The organism is Ignavibacterium sp. (assembly GCA_032027145.1).
Lineage (GTDB): Bacteria > Bacteroidota > Ignavibacteria > Ignavibacteriales > Ignavibacteriaceae > IGN3.
Window position 1 is genome coordinate 1003176 of sequence record JAVSMP010000001.1, and the last position, 20401, is coordinate 1023576.

19 protein-coding genes and 1 tRNA gene are annotated in these 20401 nt (G+C 33.3%); 10 read left to right on the plus strand and 10 right to left on the minus strand.

The features are described 5' to 3' along the window. The first annotated feature begins 74 nt into the window (after window positions 1–74). The 6 genes from ROY99_04015 (at window position 75) to ROY99_04040 (ending at window position 6515) form a co-directional block, all read left to right on the plus strand. Window positions 75–542, plus strand: a complete 468-nt coding sequence (locus ROY99_04015; protein MDT3695534.1) for a T9SS type A sorting domain-containing protein — start codon at window positions 75–77, stop codon at window positions 540–542. 319 nt (window positions 543–861) lie between these two features. Further along, window positions 862–1887: a hypothetical protein gene (locus tag ROY99_04020; protein ID MDT3695535.1), complete on the plus strand. Its 1026-nt coding sequence runs from the start codon at window positions 862–864 to the stop codon at window positions 1885–1887. 177 nt (window positions 1888–2064) lie between these two features. Then, window positions 2065–3651 (plus strand): T9SS type A sorting domain-containing protein, encoded by a 1587-nt coding sequence (locus ROY99_04025; GenBank protein MDT3695536.1) that lies wholly within the window; start codon window positions 2065–2067, stop codon window positions 3649–3651. A gap of 319 nt (window positions 3652–3970) precedes the next feature. After that, on the plus strand, window positions 3971–4570 hold the full coding sequence (locus ROY99_04030; GenBank protein MDT3695537.1) for a hypothetical protein: 600 nt from the start codon (window positions 3971–3973) through the stop codon (window positions 4568–4570). 201 nt (window positions 4571–4771) lie between these two features. Next, the gene (locus ROY99_04035; protein MDT3695538.1) at window positions 4772–5014 is read left to right on the plus strand and encodes a hypothetical protein; all 243 of its coding nucleotides are present in this window, start codon (window positions 4772–4774) and stop codon (window positions 5012–5014) included. A 307-nt stretch (window positions 5015–5321) separates the two neighbouring features. Continuing rightward, a complete protein-coding gene (locus ROY99_04040; GenBank protein ID MDT3695539.1) occupies window positions 5322–6515 on the plus strand; it encodes an L-serine ammonia-lyase in 1194 nt (397 codons plus the stop codon). Here the strand turns inward: ROY99_04040 and ROY99_04045 are convergent. The 4 genes from ROY99_04045 to ROY99_04060 all read right to left on the minus strand — a co-directional run bounded on the left by ROY99_04045 (window position 6512) and on the right by ROY99_04060 (window position 10009). Beyond that, entirely contained in the window at window positions 6512–7402 is an 891-nt protein-coding gene (locus tag ROY99_04045) for a PHB depolymerase family esterase (GenBank protein MDT3695540.1), read from the minus strand. The genes ROY99_04040 and ROY99_04045 overlap by 4 nt on opposite strands. A 122-nt stretch (window positions 7403–7524) precedes the next feature. Further along, window positions 7525–7597: transfer RNA gene (locus tag ROY99_04050), tRNA-Lys, on the minus strand. 162 nt (window positions 7598–7759) lie between these two features. Beyond that, window positions 7760–9277: a DUF1846 domain-containing protein gene (locus ROY99_04055; GenBank protein ID MDT3695541.1), complete on the minus strand. Its 1518-nt coding sequence runs from the start codon at window positions 9275–9277 to the stop codon at window positions 7760–7762. Window positions 9278–9622: 345 nt separating this feature from the next. Continuing rightward, window positions 9623–10009 carry an STAS domain-containing protein gene (locus ROY99_04060; GenBank protein ID MDT3695542.1) on the minus strand — a complete coding sequence of 129 codons (387 nt, stop codon included), beginning with the start codon at window positions 10007–10009 and terminating at the stop codon, window positions 9623–9625. Window positions 10010–10495: 486 nt separating this feature from the next. Here ROY99_04060 and ROY99_04065 point away from each other — a divergent pair, with 486 nt between their 5' ends. Together ROY99_04065 and ROY99_04070 are read left to right on the plus strand one after the other, a co-directional pair. Further along, complete coding sequence (locus ROY99_04065; protein MDT3695543.1) at window positions 10496–10861, plus strand: hypothetical protein; 366 nt, start codon at window positions 10496–10498, stop codon at window positions 10859–10861. A 206-nt stretch (window positions 10862–11067) separates the two neighbouring features. After that, a complete protein-coding gene (locus ROY99_04070) occupies window positions 11068–11241 on the plus strand; it encodes a hypothetical protein (protein MDT3695544.1) in 174 nt (57 codons plus the stop codon). A 63-nt stretch (window positions 11242–11304) separates the two neighbouring features. On the opposite strand, the gene ROY99_04075 is transcribed toward ROY99_04070, so the two are convergent. Next, on the minus strand, window positions 11305–12453 hold the full coding sequence (locus ROY99_04075; protein ID MDT3695545.1) for a hypothetical protein: 1149 nt from the start codon (window positions 12451–12453) through the stop codon (window positions 11305–11307). 180 nt (window positions 12454–12633) lie between these two features. Here ROY99_04075 and ROY99_04080 point away from each other — a divergent pair, with 180 nt between their 5' ends. Both ROY99_04080 and ROY99_04085 read left to right on the plus strand, forming a co-directional pair. Next, window positions 12634–12801 (plus strand): hypothetical protein, encoded by a 168-nt coding sequence (locus tag ROY99_04080; GenBank protein ID MDT3695546.1) that lies wholly within the window; start codon window positions 12634–12636, stop codon window positions 12799–12801. Between the two features lie 140 nt (window positions 12802–12941). Continuing rightward, window positions 12942–13886 (plus strand): EamA family transporter, encoded by a 945-nt coding sequence (locus ROY99_04085; GenBank protein ID MDT3695547.1) that lies wholly within the window; start codon window positions 12942–12944, stop codon window positions 13884–13886. A gap of 39 nt (window positions 13887–13925) precedes the next feature. On the opposite strand, the gene ROY99_04090 is transcribed toward ROY99_04085, so the two are convergent. From ROY99_04090 to pafA, 5 genes are all read right to left on the minus strand, one after another. Further along, window positions 13926–14705, minus strand: a complete 780-nt coding sequence (locus tag ROY99_04090; protein MDT3695548.1) for a sulfite exporter TauE/SafE family protein — start codon at window positions 14703–14705, stop codon at window positions 13926–13928. Window positions 14706–14953: 248 nt separating this feature from the next. Continuing rightward, the gene (locus tag ROY99_04095; GenBank protein ID MDT3695549.1) at window positions 14954–15520 is read right to left on the minus strand and encodes a DNA-3-methyladenine glycosylase I; all 567 of its coding nucleotides are present in this window, start codon (window positions 15518–15520) and stop codon (window positions 14954–14956) included. An 88-nt stretch (window positions 15521–15608) separates the two neighbouring features. Beyond that, entirely contained in the window at window positions 15609–16550 is a 942-nt protein-coding gene (locus tag ROY99_04100) for a hypothetical protein (GenBank protein ID MDT3695550.1), read from the minus strand. A 21-nt stretch (window positions 16551–16571) separates the two neighbouring features. Beyond that, complete coding sequence (locus tag ROY99_04105) at window positions 16572–18626, minus strand: S9 family peptidase (GenBank protein MDT3695551.1); 2055 nt, start codon at window positions 18624–18626, stop codon at window positions 16572–16574. Window positions 18627–18684: 58 nt separating this feature from the next. Continuing rightward, a complete protein-coding gene (pafA, locus tag ROY99_04110; protein MDT3695552.1) occupies window positions 18685–20316 on the minus strand; it encodes an alkaline phosphatase PafA in 1632 nt (543 codons plus the stop codon). Window positions 20317–20401 lie beyond the last annotated feature (85 nt).

Genomic DNA, 20401 nt, shown 5'->3' on the forward strand with positions numbered 1-20401 from the left:
ATCCAAACACTAACGTTACCAAATATCAAATTTGGAGAAAAGAAAAATACAATGGCGTTACCAGCGATCCTCATTTGCTTGCTACTGTTAATCGGGGAACTACATCGTTTACTGATGATGATTTTTATTACACCACTATTAAGAATCAGTATATGCTTTATTATGATGTTAGACCTTATTATATAGTAGAAAACTCTTACGCCGATGCACTGTGGATGCCTGTGTTTGCAGAATATCCATTTTACAAAACAACAGATTCCACTTTAATATTATCATCCGGCTATGATAATTTTATTTCAAATTATCCTAATCCTTTTAATCCTATAACTAACATTAGTTACAGTATTAAAGATGCAGGTTTAGTTAACATCAAGGTTTTTGACTTACTTGGACAGCAAGTTGCTGAATTAGTCAATGAAGAAAAAGAAGCTGGTTACTACTCTATTACTTTTGATGCTTCAAAACTTCCATCAGGTATTTATTTATATACTATTAACTCTAGAAGCTTTATACAAACCCGTAAGATGTTGCTGATTAAATAAATACGAAAAAAGAAAGACGCAAGAAGTTAAACGTTAAAAGGCACGAGAAATCGTGCCTTTATTATTTACTGCAGTAAATTTTTATCTCTTTGTTGAAACATAATATCTCCTTACTTACGTTTGGGTAGAATTATTCGGGATTTAATTTAAATCGAGGCTTGTATGGGAAACTTTGACACGATATTTAGCTCACTCTCTGAAAACTCACGCTCTGTTGGAGGAATAAGTTTTATGCTTTTATCCTATACTCTAATCTTACATTTCATTTACAATTTAAATCACTTAATAAATTATCTTAAAGTTTTGAAGGGGAATTAGAATGAAAAAACACAAGCTAATATTTTTATTAATTCTTGTTTCAATTTTTTTACTAATTACAAACTGCAACTCTACTGAACCACCCGATGATGAACTTAAACCCGGAAGACGTGATTATAACTGGACAGTAGATACTTTGAAACCAGCTGAAGGTCGTTCAATTCCTTCGAGAATGTGGGGTGCTGATGCTAATGATGTTTGGGCAGTAGGTCTATCTTATCTTAATGCATATTGTATTTGGCATTATGATGGTAAAACATGGTCAAACTACACACCTGATCAATATATGGACCCAAGAGCAATATGGGGAACGAGTATAAACAATATCTGGATTGGAAGTACCGATGGAGCCTTTTGGCATTATGACGGTGTAAAGTGGGATAAGTTTTCAGAAACAACAATTCCAAACTATCAGCAATTTATAGTTCAATCAATGTGTGGAAGAAGTGCAAACGAAATATATGCAATTGGATTTGCGGATTCTTCAGAGGGTAATTCATTTAAAGCTATAATTATGCATTTTAATGGTGTTAAATGGGAAATAACAAATATACCATCTATAAAAAAATCTTTTAAGGAAATTTACTACGATAAAAATGATGATATTTTTTATATATCTGCCTGGGAGTTTAATTCATCTATTGAATCTATTTACAGTTTTGATGGACAAAATTTAAATTTAATTTATTCGACTGATAAATTGATATCACTAAGCAATATTGGTCAAGAAATAATATCGATAATAGACTATTCAAAAATATATAAAGTTAAATCAGGCACTATTGAATTAATAAAAGATTTTTCGGCTACAAGTTTTGCTGGATATTGTTTTGGAAGAAATGAATTAGATATTATTACGGCTAATGATGATGGTATTGGACACTTTAATGGTAATGATCTATTAACAATTTATCCTAAATGGAATATTGAACTAAATCGTATAGGTTCCATTATTTTCGAAAAAGATTTCTATTATATATGGGAAGACTCATATAAAACTTTTATTGTACATGGAAAACTAAAATAATTTAAAGGAATAATGAGTACACAAATATATTCTCCTAAAAAAGGGTAATGGTGCAGCCACACCATTACCCGGGAATGCAAATAAAATTACAGGCTACTCACCTGCTTTGGTATTACCCAATTTATTTGCATTTCTAATTTAAGAAATGGCAGTAATAATAAAAACAAAGGTACTGTTATGAAATCCCTTAAAATTTTTATTTTCACTGTTCTTTTTATTTCAGTAAGTTCTGAAATATTTCCGCAATCTTTTTATTTCACTTATTCAGGTCCAACTTCAGTTGTTGTACCTTACAATTCTAATGTTGCAACCGCTACTTATTATTTCACTTACTATAATCCAGGAAATATCACGTTAATCCGACCCAGACTCACAATTGAGTTTGATGGAACAACAATAGCCGGAGCTATTTGTGAAGGAAACAACATCTATTTACCAGGAGCGTATAGTTTTAGTTTAACACCTGGCACACATACAATAAAACTTACTTTATCTGATCTGGGGCAGCAATCAAATGATTGTACAGAAGCAAATATTTGGCAAGAAGTCGAATTTCAGGTAATTGCGTATTTCAAAGTACGAAATGAAAATATATTTGGTGGCGGTTCAATTTATGTGGATAACTACACATCGACAAAAACTTCTCCGTATGATAGAACTGCTTACGCCAGTTTTAGTTATGCTATTGGTGCTATTGATCAGGATTACGGCGGATATCATTGGGTATGGAATTCATCAGGAATAAATAATAGTAAGTGGTTGAGAGAACCAAAAAATTCCGGAGCAATAGATTATTCTTTTAATCGAAACACAACATACACAGTTCAAGCGAATGATAAAGACACAAAATTAATTGCAGGATTAAGAAAAATAGTAAAACCAAATTTTCAAAACAGTTTTGTAAGTTTAGGTAATGGCGGCGTAATAACGGTTAACAACATCCAATATAATTCTCCTACCTCTACGTTTGATGTTGTAGAGTTAAATCCAATTACTGCACAGGCAATTGGCGGACTAATTTTAAACGCAATTTATTATTCATTTGATCATTGGAGTGACGGCAGTACTTCGGCATATAAAACATTTAATCCGGGCAGCACTACAACTTATACTGCATATTATAAAGGCAAACCTTCTCGTTATGATCTTAATTTAGGTTATAACTTAAACCTGCATACAAGTACTGTTGTTGGTGAACCAATTACTTTATACTGGAATGAACATCCAAACACCAGCGTTACTAAATATCAAATTTGGAGAAAAGAAAAATACAATGGTGTTACCAGCGATCCTCATTTACTTGCTACTGTTAATAGGGGAACTACATCGTTTACTGATGATGATTTTAATTACACCACTATTAAAAATCAGTATATGCTTTATTATGATGTTAGACCTTATTATATAGTAGAAAACTCTTACGCCGATGCACTGTGGATGCCTGTGTTTGCAGAATATCCATTTTACAAAACAACAGATTCCACTTTAATATTATCATCCGGCTATGATAATTTTATTTCAAATTATCCTAATCCTTTTAATCCTATAACTAACATTAGTTACAGTATTAAAGATGCAGGTTTAGTTAACATCAAGGTTTTTGACTTACTTGGACAGCAAGTTGCTGAATTAGTCAATGAAGAAAAAGAAGCTGGTTACTACTCTATTACTTTTGATGCTTCAAAACTTCCATCAGGTATTTATTTATATACTATTAACTCTAGAAGCTTTATACAAACCCGTAAGATGTTGCTGATTAAATAAATACGAAAAAAGAAAGACGCAAGAAGTTAAACGTTAAAAGGCACGAGAAATCGTGCCTTTATTATTTACTGCAGTAAATTTTTATCTCTTTGTTGAAACATAATATCTCCTTACTTACGTTTGGGTAGAATTATTCGGGATTTAATTTAAATCGAGGCTTGTATGGGAAACTTTGACACGATATTTAGCTCACTCTCTGAAAACTCACGCTCTGTTGGAGGAATAAGTTTTATGCTTTTATCCTATACTCTAATCTTACATTTCATTTACAATTTAAATCACTTAATAAATTATCTTAAAGTTTTGAAGGGGAATTAGAATGAAAAAACACAAGCTAATATTTTTATTAATTCTTGTTTCAATTTTTTTACTAATTACAAACTGCAACTCTACTGAACCACCTGATGATGAACTTAAACCCGGAAGACGTGATTATGCTTGGACGGTGGATACATTAGTTGGTCTAAATAATCCAAGAGATAGAATGTGGGGAAGTTCTCCAAATGACGTCTGGGCAACAACTACGAGCAACTGGGCAAATTCATTTTCTCATTTTGGTGGAGGGTCATGGTTCTCGTACGGAGTTCCAGGAATAAATCAACCTAACGCTATTTATGGTTTTTCCAGCAGCGATGTTTTTGTTGGTGATGAAAATGGTAAGATATGGCGGGGGCCTAACTGGAAATTATTTGCAGAAATTACAAAAGACGGGCATAAAAATATTGGCTTTAATAATATTTGGGGAATCTCTTCAAATGATCTTTATGCAATTGGGGCTTATCCGGACACTGTTATTGGTGGGTATAATATAACGTTGGTAGCGGCACATTATTCAAATAATAATTGGTCGATATTAAATAAGAAAAACATCATTGGCATTGGATCTAAAATATATAAAGATTCTAATGATATAATTTAAATACTTACCTATAAATTAGGTGGTGGATTAACTCCTGACAGTTCTATTATTTATGAATACGATCAAGAAAATTTCAAGAAAATCTATTCTAGTATTTGGGTCGGAGGGGAACAAGCTAATATAAGCTTAATTAATAGCGAAGTTTATTTTATTCTTGGCAGTAAAATTGCCAAAAGAGTTAATGGGCAGTTCCAAACTTTTTTGCAAGTAAGTAATTCTAATTTCTATCAGCGTATTTGGGGAAGAAATTCTAAAGATATTTTTCTTTTAATGACAGATGGTTTAGCACATTACAACGGAACAGATATTCAATATTTATTTTATTTCAACAAAGTACCAAGAACTCAAATTTATGGAGTTGCCTTATTTGATAAAGATGCATTTTTTCTTGTTTATGAAAGTCAAACAGGTTTGAGTTTTGTTTATCACGGTAAACTAAATTAAGGTATAACTAAAATAAGATAGATTAGCCGACATTTCTAAACACGATTCTTTTTTAATTTAACAAGCTGACTAATGGGAAGGTCATTCTCAAGAAGTTCTCTAAGAATTAGAATCTTCTGTTCGGGTGAGTAGTGTTTTCCTTCTCATTTATTTTCAAACATAAGAAATTCCTCTTAATTTTTGTATTAAAAAAATTTAGGAAATTCCTTTTCTAACTGAAGAGTTACGGAATAACCTGCATATCTATATGAAACTTATTCTAATAAACTTTGTAACTTTAGACAGTAACAAAAAGATAATATAAACTATGGAATCAATTAAAGAAATTTTCAGAATAGGCAATGGTCCTTCCAGCAGTCATACAATGGGACCTAAAAATGCTGCGATGATATTTAAGACAAAGTTTAACAATGCCTCATCTTATGTTGCCACTCTTTACGGAAGTCTTGCAGCTACAGGGAAAGGACATCTTACTGATGCTGCAATTATTAAAGCTTTTGAACCAAAGAAAGTAACAATCGAATGGAAGCCCGAAATATTTTTACCAAAGCACCCAAACGGGTTAAAACTAGAAGCATTGGACATTGATAAAAATGTTATTGGCGATTGGACTGTTTACAGCGTTGGCGGTGGAAAGATTACAGATTTTGAATCTGACGAAACTGAAAATAAGCTTTATGATCTGACAATGATGGCAGATATTCTTGCCTGGACAAAGAAAACAGGAAAGTCTTTCTGGGAATATGTTGAATCTGTTGAGGGGGTTGAAATATATGATTACCTGCGGGAAGTATGGATGGTGATGTGTAACTCTATTAAACGCGGTATAGAGAACGAAGGTATTTTGCCAGGTGGACTGGGCTTAGCAAGAAAAGCTTCTTCGTATTTTGTTAAAGCAAAAAATTACAGCGGCTCATTAAAAGGAAAAACACTTATCTTTTCTTATGCACTTGCTGTTGCAGAAGAAAATGCAAGCGGCGGATTAATAAGTACTGCTCCAACTTGCGGGTCGTGTGGAGTTGTTCCGGCAGTGTTAAAATATTTGCAGGAAAGTTTTTCATTTTCAGATGAAAAAATTTTAAGAGCATTAGCTACTGCCGGACTCTTTGGAAACATAGTTAAGGAAAATGCTTCTATTTCCGGTGCAAAAGTTGGATGTCAGGGTGAAATTGGAACTGCTTGTTCGATGGCTTCGGCAGCGGCTACACAATTACTCGGCGGTACTCCAAAACAAATTGAATATGCCGCTGAAATGGGAATCGAACATCATCTTGGTTTAACCTGCGATCCAATTAATGGCTTAGTACAGGTACCGTGTATTGAAAGAAATGCATTTGCTTCCGAACGTGCATTAAATACTTCTACATTTGCATTATTATCTGATGGAAGACATCTGGTTTCATTTGATAAAATTGTAAAGACAATGAATCAAACCGGGCACGATTTACCCAGCATATATAAAGAAACTTCGGAAGGCGGAATGGCTTTGCTTGATATTTAACGTTTTGGATTGCTCTTAAAAAATTCCCAAATAATATCAGTAGCAGAAACATTTTTAACCGGGTTATCAGCAAACTTCCTGATTTTTTCTCCGCCCGGCCAGGAGTGACCACCTGAGAACATTTTAAATAATGTTATTTCGACTCCCTTTTCATTAATATAATTAACCTTTTGAAACAAAGAGCTGTCTGATGTTCGTATATGGACGCAATTGAAATTTTTTGCCCACATATCAATAACTTTTTCAACCGGAAGTGTTTTCATTCTGGCTGATGTATCTTCTTCTGATACGCCATTGTATGGGATATTTTCATCATTAATACTGTTGAAAGCGATAATTGATATCTCAGTTTCAGGATTACAGGAGACTGTATCAAACATTGATGCGGCAACGGGTGCGATTGCTGCAAAGTGTTCAGAAAGCTCGCAAGCCAGCAGATAACACATCATCCCGCCATTTGATAAACCGGTGGCAAAAATCTTTTTTTCATCAATCAGATATTCTGATTTTATTCTTTTAAGAACTGCATCAATAAAATCTACATCGTTAATATCGTTTTTGTCTGCATATCCGCAGCAATCCCATGTATTCCAGGTTAAAAGTTTTTTATTAAAAGAGCCGGTTCCATAAGGGTAAACAACAATGAAACCTTCTTTATCAGCTTTTTCAGAAAACTTCGTTTGTTTTGCTATTATATCCGGGTTTCCTAATCCACCATGAAATACAAAAACTAAAGGGTAGTATTTCTGAAAACTATACCCTGTTGGCAGATGAATTTTATAGAATCGATTCCTGCCATATAACATCAAAGTATCTTCAATATCCTGACTATATGAATTATATGGGATAGTTAAAAAAGTAATTAGAAAAAACAATAGGGTCTTCAAAATGATATCTCCGGATTTTATTTTAATTAACCTCAAAAGCTATGCTGAATTTTAGATCACTAAAAAATAAAAAACCCTCAGGCAGAGGGTAAAAAATACTTTGTTATGGTAAAAATTTATTGTACACCCGGGGGGACTCGAACCCCCGACCAATAGATTAAGAGTCTACTGCTCTACCAACTGAGCTACGGATGCGTGGCAAAAATAAGCAAAACCACACTTTTCACCAACGGCATTTTCCACTGTTTCTATTCTCGTTGGAGTCCTTAGCTCATAAGATTTCTGTAAGATAATTAATCTTAATTGTAATAAAGTTTAATTTTAATATGGGATTAAGTTAAGAAGCTTTTACGAAAGCTAACTGATAAATAACCGCTTTGATGAAAAATCCGGATCGCAGGTAAGATGAACACCAAGCTTTCTAAGACCGGCTTCATCTCCTGGTGAAGGTATATGTGTTAAATGAACCTCACAGCCTTCAAATTCTTTCATTTTTTCAAGAGCCATTTGTGCTGCTGGATTTGAAGTTGCACTTATACTTAATGCAATCAGAGTTTCTTCTGCATCAAGACTTACATCCTTTCCGCCTAAAACATCTTTTTTAAGATAGCTTAGTGAGTTCATTATACTTCTTGGCAGAAGATGGAGATTATCAGGAAGACCGGCAAGATGTTTTGAAGCATTTAAAATAAGACTTGCAGTGGCATGCAATATAGGTGAATTTTTTCCTGTTATTATGGTTCCATCTCTTAATTCAATTGCTGCACCGACAAAAATTCCATTATAACCATTCTTTGTTGTTTCAGATTGTTGTGCTGCTTCTCTTGCAGCTGTTACAGTTTTTCTATCTTCAACCTTAGCCCCAACATTATCCATAATCATTTCTGAGCGGTTAACTAAATCAGCTTCAATTAAACCAAGAGCATACTCGGTTATACATCTAAAATATCTTCGAATAATTTCCTGATGAGCCGCTTCTTGAACTGTTTCGTCATTAACAATCCCAAACCCAGCCCTGTTTACTCCCATATCGGTTGGAGAATTATAGAAAGAAGTTTCTCCTGTAATTTTTTCAATAATTCTTTTTAATAATGGAAATGCTTCTATATCTCTGTTATAATTAACTGTCTTCTGATTATAAGCTTCCAGATGATAATGATCAAGCATATTGACATCTTTCAAATCAATTGTTGCGGCTTCATAGGCAATATTAACTTTATGATTCAGCGGCAGATTCCAGATTGGGAAGGTCTCAAACTTAGCGTATCCTGCTTTTAATCCTCTTTTATAGTCGTGATAAAGCTGGCTAAGACAAGTTGCAAGTTTACCGCTGCCTGGTCCGGGACCGGTTACAACAACAATCGGTTTTGAGGTTTCAATATATTCATTGGCGCCATAACCTTCGGCACTAACTATTAAATCAACATCTGTGGGATAACCTTTTGTAGCTTTATGTGTAATTACTTTTACTCCTCTTCTTTCCAGCTTATTTTTAAATGCAATAGCAGAGTTTTGGTTATCATATCGGGTAATTACCACTGCCTTTACATCAAGACCCCATTCATTAAAGTCATCGATTGTTTTAAGCGAATCAACATCGTAGGTAATTCCAAAATCTGCACGAACTTTTCTTCTTTCAATATCACCAGCATAAATACACAGAATTACATCGATATTTTCTTTAAGATTTTGAAGCAGTCTCATCTTAACATTTTTATCAAATCCGGGTAATACGCGTGCTGCGTGATAATCGTAAAGAAGTTTTCCTCCAAATTCCAAATAAAGTTTGTTGTTAAATCGTTCAACTCTTTTAAGAATTTCCTGAGTTTGTTCTTTAAGATATTTTTCGTTATCAAATCCAAGTGTTCGAGGCATTTAGGTTTCCGGTATAAGAGTAATAATATTATAGATTGAGTGTTTCAATAGTCAAAAATAAAGATTTATATAAATATTCGTTATATAAAATTTAATTATAATTGGAATTTTTCTGTGATATACACAAAACAGGGGATTTGACTAATTTTTAAATCAATGGTGAGCCAAAAAAAAGACCGCAATTAAAGCGGTCACATAAAAACAATACTTTTTAACAAAACTCAGAATAATTTGCTTATTTCTTTTTTCTCTTTAATAATTGTCCTTCTCCAACGTACAAAATAAAAAGTAATAATAGCAGCAAATACAATTAATAGAATCATTATTTCCATTTTACTTTTTCTGTTAAGCAAAACTTTCCAAGGCTTCTTCTTTGTTCCGATACAGATTCAGAACACCATACAAACCAGTAATTTTAAATAAATACAAGGCTGAGGGCTGAGGAATAATGTATTTAATTTCTCCGCCTCGCTCTGCCATTTTTTTAAGTATTACAACAAGAGAGCCTAAAAAGGTTGAATCAATGTACTCACAAGAACTTAAATCTATGACTATTTTTAAATTGTTTGTAAGTATATCATAAACTAATCTGTCTTTGAATTCCTGAGCTTCTTTAAAAGTTGCTCTTGAAAAATTAACTTTTTCAATAAGCACATCGTTGATAACTTCTTTAGAATAATCTTCAAAGCCAAATAGAAAATTTTTCTTTACTTCTGTCATTTCGTGAACCACTATTATTTCCCTGTTAGTTTTTGTTATTAGTAGAAACAAATAAAAGGCCAGAGTTAATAATTGAGTTATTTTAATAAATTCCAATATTTCAATTTATCTATCTCAGTTATTGCTTATTATTAGCCAAAAGTAACTGAACCGATATGATTCAGAAAGATTACTTTGCCACATTTTGAGTAAATAATTGAATTTTAAGTATTGATCATTCTTCGTATGAACAGAAGTCTTTTGGTGATATTTCCGGCATTTCGGTCCAAAGCTCTCCTTACTAAATGCGGCTGTATTTCAATTAGTTATGTAAAAAAGAAAAATAATAAACAGTAAAAAATACGCAGCTTTTCTAATAGTGTCTGATAATCTGATAAATAATTGTGGTTTACTTTTTGTAAAAGCCCTCTGATTATATCTTATAATTGACTATCTGTATTGTATTCGTTTTTAACATAAAGAGTATTTAGAAATAAAATAATATTAAAAGGAAACAAAATGAAGAAATTCTTGATCTTTATTGTATTGTGTGCAGCAGGGTATTTTGCTTATGATTATTTCTTTGCAGAAAAAATATACTATGAGATAAATGCCTCATACAACAAACAAAGGGAGTCAGTAAGTATAGAAGGACCGGCAATAAGTCCGAGAGATTTCGCACATTATGAAGGACGGATTAAAAACATAAGTGAAAAAACTCTTAATAATGTTGTAATTGCTTATATGATTGATGCCCAGCTATCAGAGGTAACAATTGGTAAACTGGAACCGGGAGAGGTTAAAGAGTTTAAAACAAACGTTGTAATGCTGAGGCATATGGATCCGTCTCATTACTTAAAAGAGGTTACATTTGATCCTGAATAATTTAAGAAGTGTATTGTTGTATCTTTATTGAGTGTGCAATAAAAATTTTTGTTGATGGTATAATATTTTTCAAAATAGAGTAAAAGATTTTTACTGAATAAAAATTATTTCAAATAATTTTTTTATTTCTTCTTTTTATAAATAAATCTATTTACTTTACCGCAGTAAATTTTTTATCATAAAAAATTCTCTTCAGCTTTTTGTTTATGAAAAAGAAAAGAAAGTTAAAGCAGCAACAATCAAATCCAAATCAACTTTGTTTTGATTTTATTAAAGAAAATACTTCGATAAATGTTCACATACCCAAATCCTCTGCCACAATACTGAACTCACAATTTATTTCAGCAAAAAGATTGGTTATAAAGCTGGCAGAGCCTTGAACTATTGAAGTTTTAAAATAAAAAAACCATGGCAAAGCCATGGTTTTTAAGGAAATTACTCCTTTATTTTCTATTTAGTATATTCTTAATACCTTTATCAATCCACTTTTCAAGCAGAGTTAATAAATTATCGCCGGATAGTACCAAAGCCTGATTTTTAGGGCTTAAAAAGATTGTCTCGCCAACGGCATTTTCAGATTCTATTTTTGTTTTTAACCATTCAGAAAGCCGTTTTAGCCAAAGCTCTCTGTCTTTTTCTCTAACATCGCCCTCAAATACAATCAGCTCTTCTTCTTTAAATACACACCGCACTTCGTTGAATTTAAATTTTTGTCCGTCAGCTCCGAGATGATTGAATAAAGAGTTTGACAAATAATTAACTTTATATTCACCAACTGCCTGATCAATATCTCTCCATACTTTTGCTACAGGATCTTTATCCATTTTAACGGGAGGATTAACCTGACACAAATTGTATTGATTAAAAAAGAACTCAAGGAACTGAGATACTTCAAACAATCTCTGATTTGAATCAAGAGCATCCCATCTTTTACGTGAATTAGTTAATCTTTTATTTTCTGATGATGTTAAATTATTATAACCTTCTTTCACATTTTGCAAGTTAGCCCATTTTTCCAAAGGATTATCCTGGTATATCCAGCAATTTGAAGATATCCAGCTTTGTGTTTCCGAATCCAGAGCATCAGTAAAGAACGAAAAATAATTTGAATCAACAGAGTTTGTTAATTTATACTGAGCGAAAACTGATTTAATAAACTTAACTGCTTTTTTCTGATCATCAATTATTCCAACCGAGCCGATTGCTTTGCTAATAGATTCTTCTCTGATACTGCGGGTTGTAACAGAGTTTGATGTATCAAGCCAGGCTAAAAATGAAATTGGATTATCTGTTCTGCTTAATTCACCCAACATATTTATGCAGCTTAGAAGTAAATATGTTTTTAATGATGATAACTCGTAGGATTCATTTGAGGCATTTATCCATTTGGAAACCTCTTCATCCTGCAGGGATTTGGCAAGGCTTAGTCTTTTTAAAACAAACTGGATTTTATTTTGTAAGGAGGTGTCTGCGTTGTTCCAGTTTGGCAGATCAGGTGGTGAAATTGGTTTTGCTAAAGTTTTTTCAAATTCTGCTTCAAATTCATCTGTTAGTTTAGATTTTACTAAATCTTTTGTTAATTGATCTTCCACGCAGCTACCTCAACTTATTAAGTTAATATTTTTATAAAATACTTTTATTATATGTTATTTTTTGTTCTTATGATGCAATTATTATTCCACTTAGCGACTGGATTTAAGTGAAGAATTTCAAGCAGAAAAGGGAAAAAAGCACTTTATAAATAGTAAGTTGGTAAATTTTACAGCAAGATAATGTTTCCTGAAACTGTTTATCAGAAGGAAAAAGTGTTAACTTTTTTAAGTATTTTTGATACGAAAATTGAAATAATTATTGGACTTGATCCTGGAAACATTGCTGATATTTTCCGCAATTATATTTATTCTCCAGACAGTCATGTAAAAAAACAGCTTTATAAATGATGCTTTCTGCTAAGCAAAATGCGTCTGCATTTTAACAGGCTTAAAGATTATTTCTTAAGCCTATTCTATTAATGCTTGTGAAAACAACAATAATGCTTTTTCTCATTTATTTTCTTCATACTAAAAACTGATTAATTTTTTTGGAAAATAATTTTAAAAACCCTGATACAAAGTATCTTTCATCTGCAGCGGTGATAATAGCAGCCTCGCTTTGGGGAGTAGATGGAATAGTTTTACGTCCATCGCTTTATTCTTTGCCGGTTCCATTGGTTGTTTTTGTTGAAAGTGCGATAGTAGCAATATTATTAACGCCTTTTTTAATAAAAAGAATTACACCTTTGAAATCATTAACTGCCAAAGATTGGATCGCATTTGCCGGAGTAGCGCTTTTTGGCGGGGCAATAGGAACAATGGCAATTACCAAGGCACTTTTCTATGTAAACTTTGTAAATCTTTCTGTTGTTATTCTTTTGCAAAAGCTTCAACCCGTTTTTGCAATTTCACTTGCAACATTGTTATTAAAAGAAAAATTGCCAAAAGAGTTTTTTCTTTGGGCAAGCCTGGCAATAGTTGGCGCGTATTTTATGACTTTCGGTTTGTCATCTCCAAATTTATCAACCGGAGATAAAACAACAATAGCAGCATTATTTGCTTTGCTGGCTGCGTTTAGTTTTAGCTCTTCAACGGTGCTTAGTAAAAGAGCTTTAAGAAATGTTAATTATGAAATGGGTACATATCTTAGATTTTTATTTGCTGCTATTATTATGCTGGCAATTGCAACTACTACAGGTGATATTTCTAATTTAAAAGACATTACTACAAAACAAACCATTGTCTTTTTAATTATTGCTTTTACAACCGGAGGATCAGCGATATTTCTTTATTATTATGGATTAAAAAGAATTTCTGCCTCAGTTGCCTCAATATGTGAGCTTGCATTTCCATTAACTGCTGTTGTTCTTGATTATTTTGTCCATGATAATATTCTTTCGCCGGTTCAATGGATTGGTACAGGTGTTTTAATAATCAGCATTCTTAAAGTAAGCGGAATAAATATCACCCCAAGATTAAATCAAAAGAAATAGTTTATAGTTCTAATAATTCAGTTTTAATTGTTTATCAGTTTAATTGATTATCAGTTTTATAAGAAAAAATACTCCAAGAAAAGTCAATATCAAACCATATACTTTTTCAAGAAAGCTGGATTTGGATCTTATGGCAACTTTAGCACCCAGCATAGAAAAAGGAACAGAGCCGAGAGCAAGAATTACAGTAACAATCCAATCAATATGATCTAAATAAGCATGAACTATTGTTCCGGGTAAGGCAAGAAATGCTGAGACTGCAAGTGAGCATGCAAACGCTTTTTTAATCGGCTGATTCAATATGCGTGCATAACTTGGTGCCAATAAAAATCCGCCCGAATTAGCCAATAAGCCAGATATCAAACCAATAAAAAGAGTTATCAGAATTAATCTGCTGTACCAGGAAAATCGGTGCTTATTATTAAGTGATTTATCTTCTGTAGTGTTATCGGATTTTTCCTTTGGAAATAATAGAAAACTCAAACCAAAGCCGAGTACTAAAAAGCCAGTAATTATTAACAAAGGTAATGCCCCGGTATATTCTGTAAGAAATGAACCAACTATTGTTGCTGGCACACCGATCAAAATACTCCACAAAACAATTTCTCTGTCTAACAGATTAGATTTCCAATATTCAGCTGATGCAATTAATGTTCCTGGTATAGTTGCTGGAAGCGGTGCAGCAACGGCAATAAAGCCGGGAATTCCTATCAGGCTTAACATCGGTGTTGCAACTGCACTGCCGCCTTTACCGAACAGACCACCAAGAAACCCTACTACAATTCCAATAAAAAATACACCAACATAAGTAAAAAGCACCTGTTACTCCTTTTAGATTTCGTTTAGCGAATAATTATTTTCTATAATATCATAAATCGCTTTTATAATACATAAAAATTTTTGATAAAAGCATCGGGGCTTTTAAGAATTTTGAACAGCCAATCAATAATTTTTGGTTTTCAATACCACGCAGCTTTCAGATAACTGATTGAAATGCGAAATGATTGCAGCAAAATATTTTATAAGAAATAGCGATAGCTTTTCTGCTGCTTTTCATTATAACCACATCAAAGCTGATTGTATCTGAAGCAGCTGACCAAATGATCATTTACCATTCCGGTTGCCTGCATGTGGGCATAAACTATTGTTGATCCTACAAACCTAAATCCACGATTTTTTAAATCTTTACTGATTATATCCGAAAGCTCAGTTTTTGCAGGTATTTCTTTTACCGATTTGTAATTATTTCGTATTGGCTTGTTATTAACAAATGCCCAGATGTATTTGTCAAATGTTCCGAATTCTTTTCTTACTTTAATAAAAGCTCTTGCATTCTGTACAGCAGATTCAATTTTAAGTTTGTTCCGGATTATTCCCGCATCTTTCATTAAAGAATTAATTTTCTTTTTATCATATGTGGCGATCTTATTAAAATCAAAATTATCAAATGCTTTGCGGAAGTTTGCCCGTTTGTAAAGAATTGTTTTCCAGCTTAGCCCTGCTTGAAAACCCTCTAGTACGAGAAATTCAAATAACTTTCTATCATTGTGAAGAGGCTTTCCCCATTCTTTATCATGATATTTAATATATAAAGGATCGCCGGCTGGCCAAAGACATCTTGTTTTTTTATCCATATAAAAGAATCAATTAATTAACTGTTTTCAAAATAATTATTAACAGACAAAAGTTAAAAATTATTATTTAAATATTTTGTTTTTTTAATTAGTGATCTATCTTTTCTAAAAATGCTTTTACAAATTTATGTGGAGCCTCAGGATCTTTATTCAAGTATAAAGAAGGTTCGATTACTTCCAGTTCCATCAGAGCAAACTGATTTTTATGCACGCGCACAAGGTCAACCCTTGCATACAATGGTACAGAAGAAAGTTTATTTATTACATTCTTTGCTACATCAGTTATAAAGCCGGAGGCAGTTACGGGTTTAATATTGCCTCCGTGTTCTTCCTGAACTCTGAAATCATTTTCTTTTGGGGTCTTAAGAACTGAATGACTTAACTTTCCGTTAAAAAAGAATAATGAATATTCACCTTCCTCAACGATATTTTTAATGAAAGGCTGAACCATAAAATCACGCTCAGTAAAAATATTTTCAAGAATGTCAAAAGACTGCAGCAATGAATGCTTATTAAGCCTGAATGTTCTATCTGCACTTGCACTGATATTGGGTTTAATAATAATCTCTTCAGTCCCAAGCTGTTCAAAATAATTCAGTGCCTCTTTTCTGTCAAATTTATTTTTCCACAGGGTGTTAACAATCAACACTCCTTTATTCTTAAGGTCGTTAAGATAATTCTTATTCATGTTCCACTTCATCAAAGCAAGATCGTTTTCAAGATGAGTCAAAGAATTAATTTTTTGAAGAACCCGGAAAAATTTTTCCGAATCGTGCTGATAATCCCAGGTTGATCTTACAATAACTGCGTCATAATGGCTCCAGTCAGTTGCCTCATCACGCCAGGAAATTTCTTCTGCAAGCCATCCTGATTTTTTCATCGGTTCTATCAGAAGTTTATCGTAAGTAAAGAAATTCTCAAGATTATCAGTCGAAAGAAAAGCTGCTTTTTTGAGCATATATGTTTCTGTGTAGTGTGAAAGTTTTAATTGAAAATCACCAAAATTGAGTGCAGAGATTTGTTGTGCCAAATCTCTGCATCTGATATATTATTATTTAAAGATATTGTTCTTTACCATTTCATTTGAATTATATGGAGCAGGATTTCCTCCAAGATATTTATGAAACCACTCAAGATGTGCGTTATAATAAAGCGGCATCGACTTAATACTATTTGGCCAGTGCCCGTCATTCTTAAACACAATTAACCTGCTGTCAATACCCAATGATTGTAGTGTAGTAAAGTATTGTAGGCTTTGTGTATAAGGCACACGAAAATCTTTTTCGCCTGTAATTATTAGAGTAGGTGTAGAAAAATTCTGAACATAATTTGAAGGAGAATACTTAGCGTACAAATCTGAATTCCAAGGCTGTCCGCCTATATCCCAATTTACAAACCACAATTCTTCGGTAGCGCCCCACATAGATTCAAGATCGTACACTCCCATCATAGAGGCAAGACATTTGAATTTTTTTGTATGTCCCTGCAGCCAGTTCATCATATAACCGCCATAAGACCATCCCATTGCACCCATTTTATCACTATCTATATAAGGTAGTTTTTCAAGCGCCTCAGTTACTTTCATTACGTCTTCGTAAACTTTGCCTCCCCAATCTTTTGAAATTGCTTCGGTGAATTTGCTTCCGTATCCAGTAGATCCATGCGGATTAAGAAATGCAACTACATATCCGGAGCCCGGATAAATCTGCCAGTCACCGCGGTAAGAATCCATCCATTGCATTTGAGGACCACCGTGTACGTTTATTATTAATGGATATTTTTTATATTCTTCAAAGCCGTGCGGTTTAACAACGAATACATGAATTGGAACTCCGTCTGCACCATCAACCCACATTTGTTCTGCAGGTCTGATATCAACATCTTCGGATATTTTTTTATTGTAAAAAGTAATTTGAGAGTAAACTCCGCTGTTTAAAGTATATGAATATATTTCGGTGGGCTTATCAACACTGGAAAAATTTAAGAATACTGTCTGCTGATCTTTGCTGATCTGATAACCGCGGACAGCTTTATCGTCTGTAATTTTAGTAACAACTTTTGAAACAGCGTCCACTTTAAAAACCGGATTATAACCCTGAACATTTGCAGTAAAATAAATTGATTTAGAATCCGGCGACCATGATAAATCGCTTGTTGTATAATCAAACGCTTCTGTAAGGGTTTGTGTTTGTAAAGCTTTGATATCATATACCGCTACTCTGAATCTGTCTGCTTCAAATCCCGGAATAGTATGTGTTCTATAAGCGATAAAATTTCCATCGGGTGAAAAAACCGGCGTACCATCCCATGCATTATTAGCAAATGTGATGTTAACTGCTTCTTTACTTCCAATTGGAAGCAAATAAATATCTGTATTAGTTGATGCTGCAATATTTTTTTCGGGCGTTGAAACATAAGCAAGTATTCTGCTGTCCGGTGAGAATGCATACTTAGGACCGCCGCCAAGCATATAGCTACCTGATAAGACATCGCTGCTTGTTATTGTTTCATATTTTTTTTCAATCATATCGTATAAAATCAGAAAGGTCTCTTTTTCGCCTTTATATTCAGTCCAATGTCTGAACATCAGATTATCTGCAATATAAGCTTGAACAGGTCCATTTGAAGTGGACTCATCTAATTTTTTATTACAATCATTATCAACACCGCATTCAGGGAAAAGATCGGCAGTAAATGCAACATATCTATCATCGTTGGAAACTACAGGAGCTGAAATCCCGGGGTAAAAATCAGTTAGCTGTACAACCTTATCTGTTTCAAACGAATATTTATAAAGCTGCCCTTTACTTAAAAGATAAAGATCATCGGTAACAGACCAGAATGGCGAATATGCACCAGGTAATTTGTCAGTTATGCTTATAAGCGATGAACCGTTTTTATTCATAACATAAACAGTGTTTATTGTTTTAGCTGCAGGCAGATCGTATTCGGTTACAGAATAAGCTATTCTTTCACCTGAGTTTGAAAGAACAGGACTGCCGACTGATTTGATTTTGTAAAATTCTTCAATAGTAAACGGTTTCTTCTGTGCATTTAATCCGGACATAAATAAAATGAACAAAAGAAATAGAGTTGTGCTTTTCATCGTAACTTCCTTTCATAGATATATAATATAAATTGATTCATAAAATGAATAATTAAATTCAATGTTTTATAATTGGTATTCCAATAGATGCACTTGGCTCAGTAATTTTTAGAAGATCAGCGATTGTCGGAGCTATATCAACAATATAAACAGGCGTATTTATTGTTTGTGCAGGAATATTCCACCCATAAAAAATTATTGGGATATGTGTATCGTAGCTGAAAATTGTTCCGTGTGAAGTTCCTGTTTTCTTATAGTCTGGTAAATAACCCGGCTGCAGATCATAAGCAATATCTCCGGAGTAAGTCGGATGAAATCCATTTACTGTAAGATTTTTTTGATCCCTTGAAGCAACCTGTGTATCCAGATAATCTCTTGTAAAAATTGATGTCAGTTGAGGAAAAGTTTCTCTCATATATTCAACCAATTCTGTCCGGATTAACTGCAAATTAAGTTTGTTGTTTCTGATTAAATCATGATTTAAAAATATCTGTCTGTTTGAATGATCAGCAATTATTTCAGAACTGCCGAATGTTCGCTGAACAAATAATTTAATTGAATCAGAAAAAGCTTTATGATTTAAGTCGCCAACAGGCACTCTATTATCACGAAGATATGATTGCGTTTCAAGTGCAGCATGATCCGCGGTTAAAAACAATAAATAATTTCCTTTTCCAACCTGTGCATCAATGGCATTTAGAAAGTCAGCAATTTGCCGGTCGAGTTTAATGTAATTATCCATAAGCTCATAAGAATGAGTTCCAAATTCATGCCCGATTATATCCGGTGTAGAAAAACTAACTGCTAAAAAATCTGTAACATCGCCTTTGCCGAGATTTTCGCCTGCAAGAGCCGATATTGCAAGATCATTCAATATCTGATTGCCAAACGGAGTTGATATCAATCTGTAATAACGCTCTTTGTGCTCTACCTTTTCAAAAGAATGAGGAAAAGAAGTTTTTCCTTCATTAAAAAGATCCGGTTCATAAGGTGAATCATCCGGCGGATTGATTTGATAATTAGTTTCCGGTAAAGACAACTCCCACTTCTTTGTTAAGTATAGATCGGAATAATTTTTATTGTTAAAATCTTTTACCCATTGAGGCAATTCTGAATGGTAGTAAGTAGAGCTGATAAACCTGCCGGTTTTACCATCGTACCAGAAAGCCCCATCGGGCATATGCCCGCCCGGCAGAATAGCAGAACGGTCTTTTATTGAAACTGAAATGACCTTTGATTTGCCGTTAGTTGCAAGCTTCAATTGATCGGTTATGGTTGTAGATAATAATCTTCTTGGTGATCGTTGTCCGTTATCATTATCGCAGCCGACACTTTGTTCATTTGGGTCACCGACGCAGTTGATTGTTTTTTTCAGAAATTTATCATACCAGCTATTACCAATTATTCCATGATAAAACGGCGTTGTTCCGGTATAGATAGATGCATGCCCTAATGCTGTGCTGGTTGCTTCATAATTATAATGTGCAAATGTAAAGTTAGAGCCGTCATTTAGTAATCTTTTAAATCCATCGTTACCATAAAATTGATAGAAGCGGTAAAGATATTCGTATCGCATCTGATCCACTACAATACCGACAACTAATTTAGGGCGCTCAATATTTTGTGAAAAAACCGGTATAGAAAAGAGTACAATAAGAAAAACTGTAGAAAAAATTTTTTGAACTTTCATTATGAGACCCTAATTTTTTTAATAAACAATAACTTTTAGAAGTAATATTATTACAAAAATAAAAATTTATTTACTTAAATAGGTC